The sequence below is a fragment of the Streptomyces mutomycini genome (assembly GCF_001700505.1).
GTDB classification, from domain to species: domain Bacteria; phylum Actinomycetota; class Actinomycetes; order Streptomycetales; family Streptomycetaceae; genus Streptomyces; species Streptomyces mutomycini.
In genome coordinates this window covers 1-16,059 of record NZ_MAPV01000063.1, presented here as the reverse complement: position 1 = coordinate 16,059, position 16,059 = coordinate 1, and the positions used below count along the sequence as shown (strand labels likewise).

17 protein-coding genes are annotated in these 16,059 nt (G+C 70.8%); 9 read left to right on the top strand and 8 right to left on the bottom strand.

Annotated elements, in window-relative coordinates; all coding sequences use genetic code 11:
- Positions 1 to 68: 68 nt before the first annotated feature.
- Positions 69 to 1,562: an APC family permease gene (locus BFF76_RS10465; protein ID WP_031096857.1), complete on the top strand. Its 1,494-nt coding sequence runs from the start codon at positions 69 to 71 to the stop codon at positions 1,560 to 1,562.
- Position 1,563: 1 nt separating this feature from the next.
- Complete coding sequence (locus BFF76_RS10460) at positions 1,564 to 1,980, top strand: universal stress protein (RefSeq protein ID WP_031096854.1); 417 nt, start codon at positions 1,564 to 1,566, stop codon at positions 1,978 to 1,980.
- 34 nt (positions 1,981 to 2,014) lie between these two features.
- On the opposite strand, the gene BFF76_RS10455 is transcribed toward BFF76_RS10460, so the two are convergent.
- From BFF76_RS10455 to BFF76_RS10445, 3 genes are all read right to left on the bottom strand, one after another.
- Positions 2,015 to 3,100 carry a WD40/YVTN/BNR-like repeat-containing protein gene (locus BFF76_RS10455; protein WP_031096853.1) on the bottom strand — a complete coding sequence of 362 codons (1,086 nt, stop codon included), beginning with the start codon at positions 3,098 to 3,100 and terminating at the stop codon, positions 2,015 to 2,017.
- 132 nt (positions 3,101 to 3,232) lie between these two features.
- Complete coding sequence (locus tag BFF76_RS10450) at positions 3,233 to 3,772, bottom strand: GNAT family N-acetyltransferase (RefSeq protein ID WP_031096851.1); 540 nt, start codon at positions 3,770 to 3,772, stop codon at positions 3,233 to 3,235.
- Complete coding sequence (locus BFF76_RS10445; protein WP_078958892.1) at positions 3,769 to 4,839, bottom strand: LacI family DNA-binding transcriptional regulator; 1,071 nt, start codon at positions 4,837 to 4,839, stop codon at positions 3,769 to 3,771. Before BFF76_RS10445 ends, BFF76_RS10450 begins: the two co-directional genes overlap by 4 nt.
- A gap of 215 nt (positions 4,840 to 5,054) precedes the next feature.
- Between BFF76_RS10445 and BFF76_RS10440 the strand changes: the two genes are divergently transcribed.
- The 7 genes from BFF76_RS10440 to BFF76_RS10410 all read left to right on the top strand — a co-directional run bounded on the left by BFF76_RS10440 (position 5,055) and on the right by BFF76_RS10410 (position 12,464).
- Positions 5,055 to 6,299 (top strand): extracellular solute-binding protein, encoded by a 1,245-nt coding sequence (locus BFF76_RS10440; RefSeq protein ID WP_031096848.1) that lies wholly within the window; start codon positions 5,055 to 5,057, stop codon positions 6,297 to 6,299.
- Positions 6,300 to 6,301: 2 nt separating this feature from the next.
- On the top strand, positions 6,302 to 7,231 hold the full coding sequence (locus BFF76_RS10435; RefSeq protein ID WP_031096846.1) for a carbohydrate ABC transporter permease: 930 nt from the start codon (positions 6,302 to 6,304) through the stop codon (positions 7,229 to 7,231).
- Positions 7,232 to 7,235: 4 nt separating this feature from the next.
- Positions 7,236 to 8,135, top strand: coding sequence for a carbohydrate ABC transporter permease (locus BFF76_RS10430; protein ID WP_031096844.1), 900 nt, complete (start codon positions 7,236 to 7,238; stop codon positions 8,133 to 8,135).
- Positions 8,136 to 8,187: 52 nt separating this feature from the next.
- On the top strand, positions 8,188 to 10,590 hold the full coding sequence (locus BFF76_RS10425; protein WP_053929984.1) for a beta-xylosidase/alpha-l-arabinosidase: 2,403 nt from the start codon (positions 8,188 to 8,190) through the stop codon (positions 10,588 to 10,590).
- Between the two features lie 238 nt (positions 10,591 to 10,828).
- Positions 10,829 to 11,233 (top strand): hypothetical protein, encoded by a 405-nt coding sequence (locus BFF76_RS10420; protein ID WP_031096839.1) that lies wholly within the window; start codon positions 10,829 to 10,831, stop codon positions 11,231 to 11,233.
- A 103-nt stretch (positions 11,234 to 11,336) separates the two neighbouring features.
- On the top strand, positions 11,337 to 12,065 hold the full coding sequence (locus tag BFF76_RS10415) for a class I SAM-dependent methyltransferase (RefSeq protein WP_053929985.1): 729 nt from the start codon (positions 11,337 to 11,339) through the stop codon (positions 12,063 to 12,065).
- A gap of 21 nt (positions 12,066 to 12,086) precedes the next feature.
- Positions 12,087 to 12,464, top strand: a complete 378-nt coding sequence (locus BFF76_RS10410) for an ArsR/SmtB family transcription factor (RefSeq protein ID WP_167359483.1) — start codon at positions 12,087 to 12,089, stop codon at positions 12,462 to 12,464.
- Between the two features lie 136 nt (positions 12,465 to 12,600).
- Here the strand turns inward: BFF76_RS10410 and BFF76_RS10405 are convergent, their stop codons facing one another.
- From BFF76_RS10405 to BFF76_RS10385, 5 genes are all read right to left on the bottom strand, one after another.
- Entirely contained in the window at positions 12,601 to 12,783 is a 183-nt protein-coding gene (locus BFF76_RS10405; RefSeq protein WP_031096836.1) for a hypothetical protein, read from the bottom strand.
- A 116-nt stretch (positions 12,784 to 12,899) separates the two neighbouring features.
- On the bottom strand, positions 12,900 to 13,589 hold the full coding sequence (locus BFF76_RS10400; RefSeq protein WP_031096835.1) for an HAD family hydrolase: 690 nt from the start codon (positions 13,587 to 13,589) through the stop codon (positions 12,900 to 12,902).
- Positions 13,590 to 13,620: 31 nt separating this feature from the next.
- The gene (locus tag BFF76_RS10395; protein ID WP_031096834.1) at positions 13,621 to 14,316 is read right to left on the bottom strand and encodes a phosphatase PAP2 family protein; all 696 of its coding nucleotides are present in this window, start codon (positions 14,314 to 14,316) and stop codon (positions 13,621 to 13,623) included.
- Positions 14,317 to 14,350: 34 nt separating this feature from the next.
- Complete coding sequence (locus tag BFF76_RS10390; RefSeq protein WP_053929986.1) at positions 14,351 to 15,286, bottom strand: M56 family metallopeptidase; 936 nt, start codon at positions 15,284 to 15,286, stop codon at positions 14,351 to 14,353.
- An 87-nt stretch (positions 15,287 to 15,373) separates the two neighbouring features.
- Positions 15,374 to 15,967, bottom strand: a complete 594-nt coding sequence (locus tag BFF76_RS10385; protein ID WP_065848059.1) for a DUF5134 domain-containing protein — start codon at positions 15,965 to 15,967, stop codon at positions 15,374 to 15,376.
- Positions 15,968 to 16,059 lie beyond the last annotated feature (92 nt).

Genomic DNA, 16,059 nt, shown 5'->3' with positions numbered 1-16,059 from the left:
GTAGCTCCCTAGCATGTGGAACGACCCATTCCGCCTACTCTTCAGGCCTGTGACCCGAGCGAGGGAGTATGGCAGAGGACCGCGTCGGCCCAGCACAGCCGGCAACCTTGAAGCCGAACGCCATCGGATTCGTCGACGCGCTGGTCATCGGCCTGAACGCCACGTCCCCGGCCTACTCGGTGGCGGCCGTCATCGGCCCTGTCGTGGCGCTCGTCGGCATCTACGCACCAGGGGTGCTCTTCGCCTCCTTCGTGCCGATGCTCTTCATCGCCTCGGCCTTCTACTACCTGAACAAGGTCGACCAGGACTGCGGGACCACGTTCTCCTGGGTGACCCGGGCCATGGGGCCCTGGACCGGGTGGCTCGGCGGCTGGGCCATCGCCATGACCGGTGTGCTCGTGGTCGGGTCGCTGGCGGATGTCGCCGTCAGCTTCGGCCTGCTGGCCGTCGGCCTCGACAGCTGGGCCGAGAACACCTTCGTGCGGCAGCTGCTCACCGTGATTCTGATCATCGTGATGACCGGACTGTGCGTCATCGGGACCGAGCTGTCGGCCAAGGTGCAGAACATCCTGATCCTGGCGCAGGTGGCCTTCCTCCTCGTCTTCGTGATCGTCGCGCTCTACCGCGTCTACGCGGGCACGACGTCCTTCGACTCCGTCAAACCCTCCTTCGAGTGGCTCAACCCCTTCGGTGCGGGCGGCGCGGCACTCACCGGCGGTCTGCTTCTCGGCGTGTTCATCTACTGGGGATGGGAATCGGCCGTCAACCTCACCGAGGAGGTCGAGGACTCCGCGAGCGCGCCCGGGAAAGCCGGCGTGTGGTCGACCGTCATCCTGCTGGTGACCTACCTGTCCGTCGGCTTCGCGGTCGTCGCGTTCGCCGGAACGGCGTACCTGGCGGACAACGCCGCCGAGGAGGAGTTCATCTTCGCCCTGCTCGCGAGCGAGGTCATGGGGGGCTGGGACTGGATCGTCCTGCTCGCCGTCGCGACGTCCGCGCTCGCCTCGACCCAGACCACCATCATCCCGGCGTCGCGAACAGCGCTGTCGATGGCCCGCCGCCATGCGCTGCCCGCTCACTTCGCCCGTATCAGCCCCCGGTTCCGGACCCCGGACCTGAGCACGTGGTGGGTGGCCGCCATCGCCATCGCCTGGTACCTCGTCGTCAGCCGGATCAGTGAGAACGCCCTCTTCGACTCGCTGACCGCACTGTCCCTGCTCATCGCGTTCTACTACGCGCTCACCGGAGTGGCGTGCGTGGTCTACTACCGCCGCCATCTGACCGAGAGCGTCCGCAACTTCTTCCTCATCGGCCTCGGCCCGCTGGTCGGAGCCGGCCTGCTGACCTGGCTGCTCGTCCGGTCGGTCATGGATATGTCCGACCCGGCGAACTCGTACAGCGGAACCTCCTGGTTCGGGCTGGGCCCCCCGCTCGTCATCGGCATCTGCATCAGCCTGATCGGCATCGTGATCATGGTGGTGCTGCGGTTCCGGTCGCCATCCTTCTGGGCCGAACGCCGCGGCGTGGTCGACCCGGACCTCGTACACGGCAAGGAGCCCTGAGATGTCCGTGGTCCTCGGGTACGACGAGTCGCCCGGTGCCGCACGCGCCCTGCGGACGGCGATCGAGGTGGCCGCCGCGTACGGTGAGCCGCTCGTCCTGGTCTACGGCGCGGCGCCGCCCGGCCCCACCGGCGAGGAGTACCGCGCCCACCACGACGCGATCCGCCAGGCCGGGCGCGCGGGGCTGGAACACGCGGTCGCCGCAGCCGAGGCGGCCGATGTGCCGACCACGGTCGAGGTCATCGACATGAGTCCGGCGCAGGCGCTGATCGAAGCCGCCTCGCGGCACGGGGCGAGAGTCATCGTGGTGGGCACCTGGGGCGAGAGCCCGATTCGAGGGGCGCTGCTCGGTTCCACCCCGCACAAGCTCCTCCACCTCTCGACCGTACCGGTGCTGTGCGTCCCGACCGAGGTCTGACCGGGGCGGGGCAGGGATTCGACGCCCCGCCCGCTCAGCCCAGCGCCGCCGCCCGCACGCACAGCACGTCCGGCAGATGCGAGACCAGCTGCTGCCAGCTGTCGCCGTCGTCCGCGCTCGCGTACAACTCGCCGTTGCGATTGCCGAAGTAGACGCCCGCGGGGTCGGCGTCGTCCGTGCAGAGCGCGTCACGGAGCACCGTGCCGTAGTGATCGCCTTCCGGGAGACCCCGGGTGAGCGGCTCCCAGGACTCTCCCGCGTCCCGGGTGCGGAACACCCGGCAGCGGTGGCCGGCCGGCACACGGTCCGCGTCGGCGTTGATCGGGAAGACGTAGAACGTGTCCGCGCGATGCGGGTGCGCCGCGGCGGCGAAGCCGAAGTCCGAGGGCAGGCCCGCGCCGATGTCCTTCCAGTGCTCCCCGGAGTCGTCGCTGCGGAACACACCCCAGTGGTTCTGGAGATAGAGCCGGTCGGGGTCCGCCGCGTCCCGGGTCACCTTGTGCACGCACTGGCCGAACTCGGGGTCCGGGTCCGGCAGGAACACGGCGGAGACACCCTTGTTGGAGGGCGTCCAGCGCTCGCCGCCGTCCATGGTGCGGAACACTCCCGCGGTGGAGACGGCGACGGTCACCGCTCCGGCGTCCCTCCGGTCGGTCAGGATGGTGTGCAGGCCCTCGCCGCCGCCGCCCGGCACCCACTTGGACCGTGTCGGATGTTCCCAGAGCGGGCGGACCAGCTCGAAGGACTCTCCCCGGTCGTCCGACCGGAACAGCGCGGCGGGCTCGGTCCCCGCGTACACGACGCCTGGCGCCTCGGGGCCGGCGGGATGCAGCTGCCACACCCGCTCCAGCGACGCCTGCGTGAACTGCGGGAACTTCACCGCCGGCTGCTTCGGCTCGACCCAGGTCGCGCCCAGGTCGTCGGAGTGGAAGACCGAGGGGCCCCAGTGCGCGCTGTCGCCGCCGACAAGCAGACGGGGCTCGTCGCCGCGGGTGTCGATCGCGATGGAGTAGATCGCCTGCGCGTTGAACTGCGGATCGCCGAACGTCCATGAGCCATGGTGTCGGCGGCCGATGAAGAGCCCCTTGCGGGTGCCTACGGTGAGCAGTACATCGGTCATGAGAGGACCTCCCGAGACGCCGTTGTGCCGGATGAGGGCAAGTCTGCACCCGGCCACTGACAGTGGCCGGGAAATGCGGTGTCGGCCCAGGTCACATCGGTCGCGGCGGCGTCGGTACGCCTCCGGAGGACCCTACGGCGTCCGGCATCCGGGCGGCTGCTCCCGGGATTCCTCGCGGGTGCGGACCAGCAGCCGGGTCGTGCTCCCGTCCGCCTCCGGGACGTCCCGGACGTGCCGGAAGCCGATGCGCCGCAGCACGGCCAGCGATGCCTCGTTCTCCGCGGCGACCGTGGCGTACACATCGCGCAGGCCCAGCACGCCGAATCCGTAGTCGACGAGCGAACCGGCCAGTTCGGTGCCGAGCCCACGGCCCCAGGCGCCGGGGGCCAGGGCGTAGATGATCTCGTGCCCGCCGGACTCCGGGGTGGGCTTGATCTCGGCATGGCCCACCGTCGTGCCTCCTTCGCGGACCGCCCACACGTCGAAGAGCTCCCGGGCGTAGACCCTGCTGAAGACCCGTCCGAAGAGGGCACGGTCCTCGGCCTCCGTGGAGGGGCCGTCGCCCATCCACCGGGACACCCGCGCGTCCTGGAACAGGGCGACGAACTCCTCCTCGTCGGACGGCGTGTACGGGGTCAGCAGGAGCCGTGCCGTGCGCAGCTCGGGAGTCACGGGCGGTCCGCCGTCGACGGCGGGGCCGTGCTGCTGCGGACCACCAGGCTCGTGGCCAGGTCGACCCGGGTGGTCGCGGGCTGCCTGCCCCGGCCCAGGTCGAGGACCAGACGAGCCGCGGTCTCGGCCATCTCTATGAGCGGCTGACGCACCGTGGTGAGGGGCGGTCCGATCCAGCGGGTGATCGGGAGGTCGTCGAAGCCGATCACGCTGAGGTCCTCCGGAATCCGCAGCCCCAGTTCGCGCGCCGCCTCGTAGACGCCGAGTGCCTGCAGGTCGTTCCCCGCGAAGACGGCCGTGGGCGGTTCCGGCAGCCGGAGCAGCTCCAGGGCCGCCCTGTAGCCGTCCTCGTGGTTGAACTCGCCCTCCCTCACGAGCGCGGGATCCATCGGGACACCCGAGGTCTCCAGCGCGGCGCGGTAGCCGTCCAGCCGGGCCCGGCTGCACATCATGCGCGCCGGCCCGCCGATGACACCGATCCGCCGGTGGCCCAGACCCGTCAGATGGCGGGTGGCGGCAAGGCCGCCCTGCCAGTTGGCCGCCCCGACCGACGGGATGTCGTCCCCGGGGTCGCCTGCCGGATCGACGACCACGAAGGGGATGGAGCGGCTGGTCAACTGGGCGCGCTGCGCCGCGTCGAGGTCCGAGAGCACGAGGATCACTCCGGCCGGGCGACGGGCCAGGACGCCGTCCACCCAGGTCTGGCCCGGGGTGAGCCGGCCGGCGCTCTCCGAGAGCACCAGGCTCAGGCCCTCCTCCCTGGCGACGTTCTCGACGCCCCGGACGACCTCCATCGCCCAGGCGCTGTCCAGCTCGTGGAAGACCAGGTCGATGAGCCGGGACTGCTGGGAGGCGCCACGCCTGCGGCGGTAGCCGTGCCGCAGCAAAAGCTCCTCCACCCTCGTACGCGTACCCGGGGCGACGTCGGCGCGGCCGTTCAGCACCTTCGAAACTGTCGGAGCCGAGACTCCGGCCGCTCGGGCGATCTCTGCCAGCGTGGCGGTGCTCTCCGACGACTCGGCGACGGACGCCGTCTCCTGTTGGGGCTGGACCTTTGCAGGGCTCATGCACGAATCGTAGCTCGCCTGCCGCCCTGGACACGCGGCTGGGCAAGGTCCGTAAATCCTTGCTCCCACCCTCTTGACGGGCCCGAAACACGACCGTACGGTTCCGGCAACATTCGAAAGGCACGCCGAAACATTCGATAGAGGGTGCGGTCATGCGGTCGGGGATATTCACTCAGGGCACACGTACGACGAGATGGGCCGCGGCGGGTGCGGCGATGGCCATGGCCGCACTGTTGGCCGGCTGTGGCTCCGGGAGCAGCGGGAGCGACAGCGGAACCATCACGGCCTACGTCTACGGCGACGACGCGGTCAAGGTTCAGCAGGCCGCGGTCGACACGTTCAACAAGACCTCCAAGGTCAAGGTGAAGCTGGTGTCGGTCCCCGGCACCGACTACGTGAACAAGCTGCGCAGCGCCATGGGTTCGCCCAGCGCTCCTGACGTCTTCTTCAACTGGGGCGGCGGATCCATCAAGCCGTACGTCGACTCCGAGGACCTGGTCGACCTCACGTCGACGATCAAGAACGATGCCACGCTCAAGGACGGCTTCCTTCCCTCGATCATGACGGCCGGTGGTCTCGAAGGGAAGGTCTACGGGGTGCCCATGCGCGGCATGCAGCCCGTGATGCTCTTCTACAACAAGGCGCTCTTCACCGAGCACAAGATCGAGCCGCCCAAGACCTGGGAAGACCTCCAGGCGGCCATCAAGACCTTCAAGGCCGCCGGTATCACCCCCTTCGCGCTCGGCGGCTCCGACAAGTGGCCCGAACTGATGTGGATGGAGTACCTGCTGGACCGGATCGGCGGCCCAGAGGTCTTCAAGAAGATCCAGGACGGCGACACCCAGGGCTGGGGCGACCCGGCGGTGCTCAAGACGGCCGAGACCGTCAAGCAGCTGATCGACGACGGCGCGTTCGGCAAGAACTTCAACTCCGTCGACTACGGCAACGGCGGAGCCCCGACCCTGCTCAACAAGGGCAAGGCCGCCATGCACCTCATGGGCTCGTGGGAGTACTCCACCCAGCTGGGCAAGGCTCCCGAATTCGCGAAGAAGGACCTCGGCTGGACCGCCTTCCCGACGGTGGCCGGCGGCGTGGGAGACCCCGCCAACGTGGTGGGCAACCCCACCAACTACTGGTCGGTCAACGCCCGGACCAAGCACAAGGACACCGCCGTCGCGTTCCTGAAGACGATGGCGTCGAAGACCTACGCACAGGCCCTCGTCGACAACGGTGACGTACCCACCACGTCCAACGCGGCCTCGATGCTGAGCGGTTCCCCCAACCCGCAGTTCGCCACCGACCAGTACGAAATGGTGCAGAAGGCCCCGAGCTTCACCCTCTCGTGGGACCAGGCACTCGAAGCCCAGTACGCCACGCCACTGCTCACGGAGATCAGCAAGCTGTTCGCCGGCAAGACGACCCCTGAGCAGTTCGTCGAAGCAATGAAGGCCGCGAAGTAACGATGTCCCACCACACTCCGGTCGCGAAGAGGCACGGAGACAGGAAGGCGGCCGTCGGAAACGTCGGCCGCCCCCCGGTCGCCTGGGCCGTACCCGGCATCCTCTTCTTCGCCGTCTTCGCGATCGTCCCGCTTGCGATCGCCGTCTATCTCTCCTTCTGCGAGTGGGACGGGCTCAACTCCCCGACCCTGACCGGCCTGGACAACTGGACCCGGCTGTTCAAGGACTCCGAATTCGGCCAGGCCGCCTGGCTGAGCCTCCTTCTCACCACGGTCAGCTGGCTCTTCCAGACACCGGTGGCCCTGCTGCTCGGTGTCTGGGCCGCGGGCCGCCAGCGCAGCCGCGCGTTCCTGTCCGCGATCTTCTTCATCCCGCTGCTGCTCTCCACCACCGCCATCGCGATGCTGTTCCACGCCCTGCTCGACCCCAACTTCGGCGTGATCCAGACGATCGGGCCATGGCTCGGCATCGACCCCAACGTCATGGGATCGTCCACCGGCGCCCTGCTCGTGGTGGCCTTCGTCGGCGGCTGGCAGTTCATGCCCTTCCACACGCTGATCTACCAGGGCGGCGCCCGGCAGATCCCGGAGGTCCTCTACCAGGCCGCCTCCATCGACGGCGCGGGCATGGTGCGGCAGTTCTTCCACATCACCCTGCCGCAGCTGCGCCACACGATGACGACCTCGTCCGTCCTGATGATCGTCGGCTCGCTGACGTACTTCGACACCGTGCTCATCATGACCAAGGGCGGGCCGGGCACGGACACGACGATCCTGCCCTACCTGATGTACAGGACCGGCTTCCAGACGTACGACCTCGGCTACGCGGCGGCCATCGCCACCGCGCTCGTCGTCGTGGCCACCAGTATCTCGCTGCTCATGGTCCGCCTCAGCGGCTTCGGGTCCATGCGGTCCACCCGGGAAGGTATGTGACGCGATGTCGATCGACACCCGTCCCGTCGCGCCGCGGCGTGACGCGACACCCACTGCGCCGCGCCGCGGCCGCCCGGCCCGCCGGCGCAGGTCCCCGGGCAACCCGGTGGCCGGCTTCGGCTCGCTGATCTGGCTCCTCATCGTCCTGGTGCCGCTCTACACACTGGTCTCCGCCTCGCTGATGCATCAGGACGAGGCGCTCAACGGCGACCCGCTGGCGATCCCCACGGACCCGACGCTCGACAACTACAACACCGTGCTGGACAGCGGGTTCCTCACCCTGATCGGCAACACCGCGATCGTCGCCGTGGCCACGGTCGCCATCGTGCTGGTGCTCTCCGTCCCGGTGGCGTACGTGGCGGTCCGCACCCGCAGCCGCCTCTCGTCGCTCGCCTTCCGCACCTTCCTGCTCGGCGTCGCGATCCCGGCTCAGGCGGTGATCGTGCCCCTCTACCTGATGATCGGCAAGATGGGGCTGTACGACACCCTGTGGGCGATCATCCTGCCGACCGCCGCCTTCGCGATGCCCGTGGCGGTGCTCGTACTCAGCGGCACGATGCGAGACGTCTCCGAGGAGATGTACGAGGCGATGTCCCTCGACGGTGCCTCGCCCGTGCGCATGCTGTGGCAGCTGGCGGTGCCGCTGTCCAGGGCCGGGATCAGCACGGTGGCGATCTTCTCCGCCCTGCAGGCGTGGAACGGCTTCCTGTTCCCTCTGATCCTCACGCAGTCGGAGGAGCAGCGCGTGCTGACGCTGGGGCTGTTCAACTTCATGAGCCAGTTCGGAGTGAACATCCCCGCGGTACTGGCAGCGATCGTCCTCTCCGTCATACCCATCTTCGCCGTGTACCTCGTGGCCCGGCGGGCGCTGATCAACGGACTGATGGGGGTGGGCGGCAAATAGCACACCGACGCCGCCCCGGACCACCGCACTCATGAGAGGAACCCCTGCCGCCATGGCAATCCAGCCCGCCCCGCAGACCCGTCAGGCCGATCCGCCCCCCGCCGTCGACGGCCCGTGGCGCGACCCTTCACTCGACCCCGAGGCGAGGGTGGCCGATCTGGCGGCCCGGATGACCCTCGAGGAGAAGGCCGCCCAGCTGTACGGAATCTGGGTGGGCGCCGACGCGGAGGGCGACGGAGTCGCACCGCACCAGAACGACATGGTCGACCCGGTCGACTTCGAGGACATCACCACCCGCGGACTCGGACAGCTCACCCGGCCGTTCGGCACCGCCCCGGTGGACCCGGGCGTCGGCGCCGTCTCGCTGGCCACGGCTCAGGCCAGGATCGTGGAGGCGGGCCGGTTCGGTATCCCGGCACTCGCCCACGAGGAGTGCCTGGCCGGCTTCACCGCCTGGGGCGCCACCGCCTATCCCGTGCCGCTCGCCTGGGGCGCGGCATGGGACCCGGAACTGGTCGCCGAGATGGCGCACCGCATCGGCAGCGACATGCGGTCGGTCGGTGTCCACCAAGGCCTCGCCCCGGTCCTGGACGTGGTGCGGGACCTGCGCTGGGGCCGTGTCGAGGAAACCATCGGCGAGGATCCCTACCTCGTCGCGACCATCGGCACGGCGTACGTCCGGGGCCTGGAGTCCTCCGGGATCGTCGCGACACTCAAGCACTTCGCGGGCTACTCCGCCTCGGCCGGCGCCCGGAACCTCTCCCCGGTGCGGGCCGGCGTCCGGGAGATGGCCGACGTGATCCTGCCCCCGTTCGAGATGGCGGTCCGTGAGGGCGGCCCCCGTTCGGTGATGCACTCGTACGCCGAGATCGACGGGGTCCCGGCCGCCGCCGACCCGGCGCTGCTCACCGGACTCCTCCGCGACACCTGGGGGTTCGAGGGCACCGTCGTCGCCGACTACTTCGGCATCGGCTTCCTGGAGACCCTGCACAAGGTCGCCGCGGACCGCGGCGACGCCGCCCGCCTCGCCCTGACCGCCGGCGTCGACATCGAGCTCCCCACCGTGCGCAGCTACGGTGACGAGCTGGTCGCGGCCGTGCGTGAGGGCCTCGTGGCCGAGGAACTGGTGGACCGCGCCCTGCGCCGGGTTCTGCTGCAGAAGTGCGAGCTCGGTCTCCTCGATCCGGACGGACCGGCTCTGCCCTCCGTACTCAAGGGCGTGGATCCGGAGCAGGCGCGCGGCACTGTCGACCTCGACCCGCCGCTGAACCGGGCCCTGGCCCGGCTGCTCGCCGAGCGCTCCTGTGTCCTGCTGGCCAATCCCGAGGGCGCGCTGCCGCTGAGCGGCACCGGACGGATCGCGGTCGTGGGGCCCCGCGCCGACGACCCGCTGGCCATGCTCGGCTGCTACTCCTTCCCGAGCCACGTGGGAGTCCTGCACCCCGAGGCCCCCACGGGCATCGAGGTGCCGACGGTCATGGAAGCGCTCCGCGAGGAGTTCCCCGGCACGGGCATCGACTACGCGCAGGGATGCGACGTGGACGGTACGGACGCCGCCGGGATCAAGGGCGCCGCAAGCCTGGCAGCCGGGGCGGACGTCTGTGTGGCCGTCCTCGGCGACCGGGCCGGGCTGTTCGGCCGCGGCACCTCCGGCGAGGGCTGCGACGCGGCCGACCTGGCGCTGCCCGGTCTCCAGGGCCAGCTCCTGGACGCGCTGCTCGAAACCGGAACCCCGGTCGTCCTGGTGCTGGTGACGGGACGTACGTACGCCCTCGGCGGGCGGGCGGACCGGCTGGCCGGATGTGTGCAGGCGTTCTTCCCCGGCGAGGAGGGCGCAGCGGCTCTCGCCGGCGTGCTCTCGGGGCGGGTCAACCCCTCCGGGCGCCTTCCCCTGGGCGTGCCCGACGGCCCCGGCGGTCAGCCGTGGACCTACCTGCAGCCGCCGCTCGGCCGGGTCAACGGGGTCAGCAACCTGGACCCGACCCCGCTCTACCCCTTCGGTCACGGACTCTCGTACACCTCGTTCGCCTGGGAGGGCGACGCCGACGTGCCGGCCGAACTCTCCACCGACGGGGAGACCGACCTCGCCGTCACGATCCGCAACACCGGTGAGCGCGACGGGGCCGAAGTGGTCCAGCTCTACGTGCACGATCCGGTCGCCCAGACCACGCGCCCCGAGGCCCGGCTGATCGGATACGCCCGGGTACCGCTCGCGGCGGGGGAGTCCCGCAGGGTCAGCTTCCGCTTCCACCCGGACCTGGTCTCCTTCACCGGGGCCGGCGGGCGCCGGATCGTCGAGCCCGGCGACCTGGAACTGCGCTTCGCCACGTCCAGTGACGTGGCCGATGTCAGGCACACCGTACGGCTTCGTCTCACCGGCCCCGAGCGCACCGTCGACCACCGGCGACGCATGGTGTGCGCCCCGTCGCTCGACTCACTCGTCGCGCAGAGCTGACTACCCGGAGGTCGCGACCCCCGGCACAGCGGCCCCGCACACGCCCACGGTGTGTGCGGGGCCGGCTTCGAAACTTTCGAAGGTCACTCCCGGCCGGAAATTCTGGCCGGCCGACCCGATCGTGGTACTCCAGAACCTCGTGGTGGACACCCGGCGGCCTCGAGCCCAGCCGTCCGGGCCCGCCGGAGAGTCTCCGGCTGAGCTGAGCTGACCGGAGTGGGACGAGGAGGCGGCAGGGATGAGCATCGAGATCCGGGACACCGAGGGACGCGGCGCGGTGCTGGAGGTGGCCCCCGGGGCTTCTGAGGGGCCTGACCAGGTCGCGCTCCTGATCGAGGGCCCCTCGGCGCACGCCTCCTGGTCCTGCACGCCGGCGGCGGCCAGGGAACTGGCCGCCGCGCTCGTCCGGGCGGCCACCGAAGCGGAGCACGCGCGATCGGCCGAGCCCGTCACCGTCAAGGCGCGTGAGCTGCTGCGCGGTGACGTACGGGACGGGGACAGGCTCATGACGGTGGAGGCCGTCAGGACCGACGGGCAGAACGTCCAGGTGACCTGGACCTCCGGAAGCGGACGCAGCTGGAGCCAGATGTACGCGGCCGAGGCCGACATCCGGCTCCGGCGCCGGCTGAGGCCGGGCGGGTGAGCGGGCACCGTGCGCGCGGCTTCGCCGGGCCGGCCCCCGACGGGGCGCGCGAACAGCGCCGCCACCCGGTGCGTCGGCGGGACTGTGGGTACGCTGAGCGGCGATGTTCACTCCCCAGGGCCCCACGCTGCGCGAACTGGCCGTACAGGCGTTCTCCTCGACGATGCGCGGATACGACCTGCTCGCCCCGAAGTTCGACCTGACGCCCTACCGGACCCCGGACCGGCTGCTCGAAGCCGTCGCCGAAGCGGTGCGGCCCCTCGGGCCGTTCGGCCGGGGCCTGGACGTCTGCTGCGGCACCGGAGCGGGTGTGGGCGTGCTGCGGGGGCTGTGCCGGGAGCGGGTCACCGGCGTCGACTTCAGTGCCGGCATGCTCGACGTCGCCCGGGCCGCGCACACCGCGGACCCCGGCGGACCGGCGGTGGACTGGATCCGGGCCGACGCCCTGGCACTCCCGTTCGCGCGCAGCTTCGACCTGGCCGTCAGCTTCGGTGCGTTCGGTCATTTCCTGCCGGAGGAACGCCCCGAGCTGTTCGACCAGGTGTACGCGGCGCTGCGGCCGGGCGGACTGTTCGTCTTCCCGGTGGGCGCGCCGCCGGCGGTCGGCTCCCGCGCCTACTGGTCGCTGCTCGGCTTCGACGTGGCCATGCGCGTGCGCAACGCGCTGTGGCGCCCGCCCTTCGTCATGTACTACCGCACGTTTCCGTTGGCCGGTGTGGTGGACGACCTGGTGCGGACCGGATTCACGGTGCGGCTGCTGCCACTGGAAGAGTTCGGCCGCCGGCCGGACGGCAGCCCTCGCGTCCGGCTCCTGGCCGCGGCCCGTGGATAGGGCTACGACACTCCTCGTACAATGGTGGCCCCCGTGCGAAGTGGAGCCACTGTGACGACGAAAGCCGCCCGCTTGCTCGCACACCCCTCCCGTGACGAGATCCGCGTCGAAGGCGTGCTCCATGCGCTTTCCGATCCGATCAGGCTCCGCATCGTGCGCCAACTGGCCGCCGCGACCGATGAGCAGGCCTGTTCCCGCTTCGATCTCCCGGTGTCCAAGTCCACCACCACGCACCACTTCAGGGTGCTCCGCGAGAACGGTGTGATAGCCCAGTTCTACCGCGGCACGGCCAAGCTGAGCTCCGTGCGGACGGATGACCTGGATGCGCTCTTCCCCGGCCTGCTGGACAGCGTTCTCGGTGGGGCGGACCTGCAGGCCGAGCGCCTCGGCCAGGTCTGACGCCTCCCTGCCCCCGCCCGGCGGGGCACGTTTATCTCATTGACCCGTGGGCGGCGCGGGGACATGCTGGAACCCTGGTTCCGGCGATGCGGGGGATCGCCGGAACCAGCCGCGAGGCCCCGTGCTGCACGGTCTGTCAGGCAGCCGGCCGCACACTCGTACCCGCCGCTGCGGCCCACTCCACCAGCAGGCGCTGGTACTCCGTCTCGTCGTCCGCGGACAGCAGCCGTCCGCCCGAGCGCTGCCACAGGGAGCGGATCTCTTCGTTGACCACGGAGGCGGGGCGCACGGCGGCGGACGGGTTCGGGTACGGGGACATGTCCACCAAACTAAACCCCCGCGGGACGCCCGGACCCCCTCAGGGGCAGGGATATCCCTCACACGGTCTCCCGGAATCCTTCACGAGCGGTGCCGGTTGGTCCCCTTCCCGGTGAGTTACCGCAGGCCGAGCGCCCGCAGCCCGGCCGGCCGCTCCGCCACGGGAAGATGGTCCACGAAACGCACCTCACAGCCCAGGGCGGCCGCACCGCCGTCCGCGTGGCGGTCGTCCCCGACCATGACCACCTCCTCGGGATCGCACTCCAGCAGCGTGCACGCGGTGCGGAACAGGCGCGGATCGGGCTTGTTGATGCCGTGTTCGTAGGACAGCACGTAGGCGTCGACCAGCTCGTCCAGGCCGTGCGCGCGGAAGACGGGGCGCAGGTCCCAGCCGATGTTGCTCACGACACCGACCGCCGTTCCGTTACGACGCAGCCCGCGCAGCACCTCCTCCGCATCGGGATAGGGCTGCCAGGCGGCAGGGCTCATGTGGCGGTCGTACAGCTCGTCGTACAGGCCCGGGTCCGGCAGGGCCACCTCGCGGGCCAGGCCGGTGTACGCCTCCCTGTGCAGCGGCGCACTGCGGTCGCGAGCGTCCCATGCGGCGGCCAGCGACGGCGGAATCCGCTCCGGGTGCGGGCCGCCGGGCAACGCTCCGGCCGCGGTCAGCTGCGCTGCGTAGCGCTCGAAGTCGGCCTGCTCCACGGCCGTGCCCCGTGCGCCGAGTACGGCGCGCAGCCAGGCGTCGACGGATTCGATCCGGAAGAGGGTCCCGGAGAAGTCGAAAAGAACACCCTTGATCTTCATGAAGCCGATCATCGCCGTCCCCGGCGATGGCCTACAAGGGGGCGCCCCCGTCGCAGGCCGGCCGGTGGACGCGACGGGTGTACGCGCTGTGCCCGGCTACGGAGAGCGCGACCACCGTTCCTCCCAGCAGCACCCCGCCCACCACGTCGCTCAGCCAGTGCACGCCCAGGTAGACACGCGTGAAAGCCACACCGGCCACCGAGATCAGGGCGATCACGGCTGAGCCCCACCACAGGGCCGGCTGCGCGTCGTGCAGCCGCAGCAGCCACATGAGGAGCCCGCAGGTCACCGCCGCCGTCATGACGTGACCCGAGGGGAAGGCCGCGTAGTGCGCCGAGTCCACCGGGTCGGGCCACTGCGGACGTTCCCGGCCCACAGCGGCCTTCAGCCCCTGCTGCACGAGCGTGGCGAGCAGGCTGGTCGCGGCGATCCACCCGGCGAGGAGCCGTGAGCCGCGACACCAGAGGGCGATCACGACGACGGCGGTCAGCGCCCTCATCGTCCAGGGGTCCCACACCCAGTCGGTCAGCACGCGGTTCGCGTGGACCAGCGCCGGTTCCGCCACCGCCCTGCGGTGCAGCGCCTCGGCCACCGTGGTGTCCAGCGACATCACGGGGGACCAGCGGACCGAGACCAGCACGAGGAGAACGAAGGACAGCGAGGCGCAGACGAGGCCCGTGGGCAGCAGGGGTACTCGGGTGTGCGGAGGGAGTGGAGGGGAGTGCATGGGGACGATCCTCGTTCATGATCCGCGCGTGAAGCTATCCCAGTGCGCTGAGTCCGGGGACGAACGCCACCAGCAGCGGCACGACGGGCACCAGTGCGGCGGCGGCTGTGAGCCGCAGCCGCCGGCCCGCGGTGAGCCGTTCCACCGGGGCGAGCAAGCGGTTCACCCTGAGCGGGACATGGGCGCCGGACGACGGTGCCGGGCCGAACACCCCGCGGTCCTCGTTGAGTTCGACGAGGGCGAGCGCGATCGTGAGGCGTCCGAAGCGCCGTGAGGCCATGTCGTCCGCGGCCAGCTCGACGAGGCGGTGCATCTCGTCGCGGAAAGCGGAGAACACCGGCACCTGGGGAAACCCGGTGGCGAGCGCGTCCGAGCAGTGCAGGAGCCAGTCGTGGCGGGCCTGCGCATGGCCCTGTTCGTGGGCCAGCACGGCATCGAGCTGACGCCCCTTCAACCGCCCGAGTGCCGCGGTGGTGACGACGAGTTGGGGAGCCGAGCCCGGCAGCCACCACGCGTCGGGCCGTTCGCCCTCCAGCACCACGAGGCGCCCGCTGCCGGGTTCCTCGCCCGGCATCAGCGGCGAGCGGACCAGCAGTTCGGTGCGCCGCTGCCTGCGGCGGGCGCCGGCCCGGTGGATCTCCCGCACGAGCATGGCTGCGCTCCACAGTCCGCCCAGCGCCAGCAGGACCGCGATGACCGCCGACCACGGCCCGTACGCGCCCAGGGCGTACGCCTCGACCACGGCGTGCGGGGCGGGTGCGAAGACATGGCCGCGGACCGCCTGCCAGGCGGCGGCCGCGCTGAGGGTCATGGAGAGCCCGAACGACAACAGGACGCCCGCGACCACGCACTGCCAGACCCACAGGGCCACGACCGGCTCACGCTCCGGCCAGCGGGCCCTCGCCATCAGGCCCGGGGCCACGACGGCAGCCAGTGCACCGAGCAGCAGCAGCGCGAGGGAGACCAACATGGGCGTCAGCCTATGAGTGCCGCGGTATCCACGGGTATGGCCGCGTGCGCCAAGTGACGTACGACACGGGGCGCGGGGCCTGCCGTCTCACAATGTGAGCAGCATGGCGAACATGGCTATCCCCATCGTGAGCCTGCACGCCAGGGCCAGCTCCGGCCGCGCACCCCAGGCAGGGCCCGCCATGCCGCCGCTCCCGCCGTCGGCAGGGGCGCCGGCCTGTGGGGGCGCCGGTATCAGCCGCCCCGCCGAGCGCAGCACGTAGAGCGCGTAGTACGCCAGGAGCACTCCGGTCAGCACGGGGACGCCTCCGGCCGCCCCCGCCGCGTGGCCCGGGTGACCGCTGCCCGTGTGTGCCGCCCCCGGCGCCATGGCCACGGCCATGTAGACCATGGCCAGCGAACCGACCAGATGGTGAAGATGGTGGCCGCCGCCCCCGGCGTACACGAGTGCGTGCAGCGAGGCGGAGCCGAACACCACCGCGTACACCACCCACATCCACCCGGGGAGCGTGATCAGGGCCGGGGGTACCGCCATCGCTGCCATCCCGAACCCCATGAGCGCCTCGGCGCGGGCCGGCCCGCGCTCCCGCTCCGTGCCGTCACGGGTGCGCAGCAGGCAGTACGCCCCCGTGACTCCGCACAACGCCATGAGCAGCCAGCCGGACATCGCCGGTCCGTGCACGGTGGACCTCCCCCTACGGCGCGGCACGCCGGTGTCGTCCCATCGATGCCCCGTCCCGGCCGCTCCTACCGGGGCGCATTGGGGTACGGGGG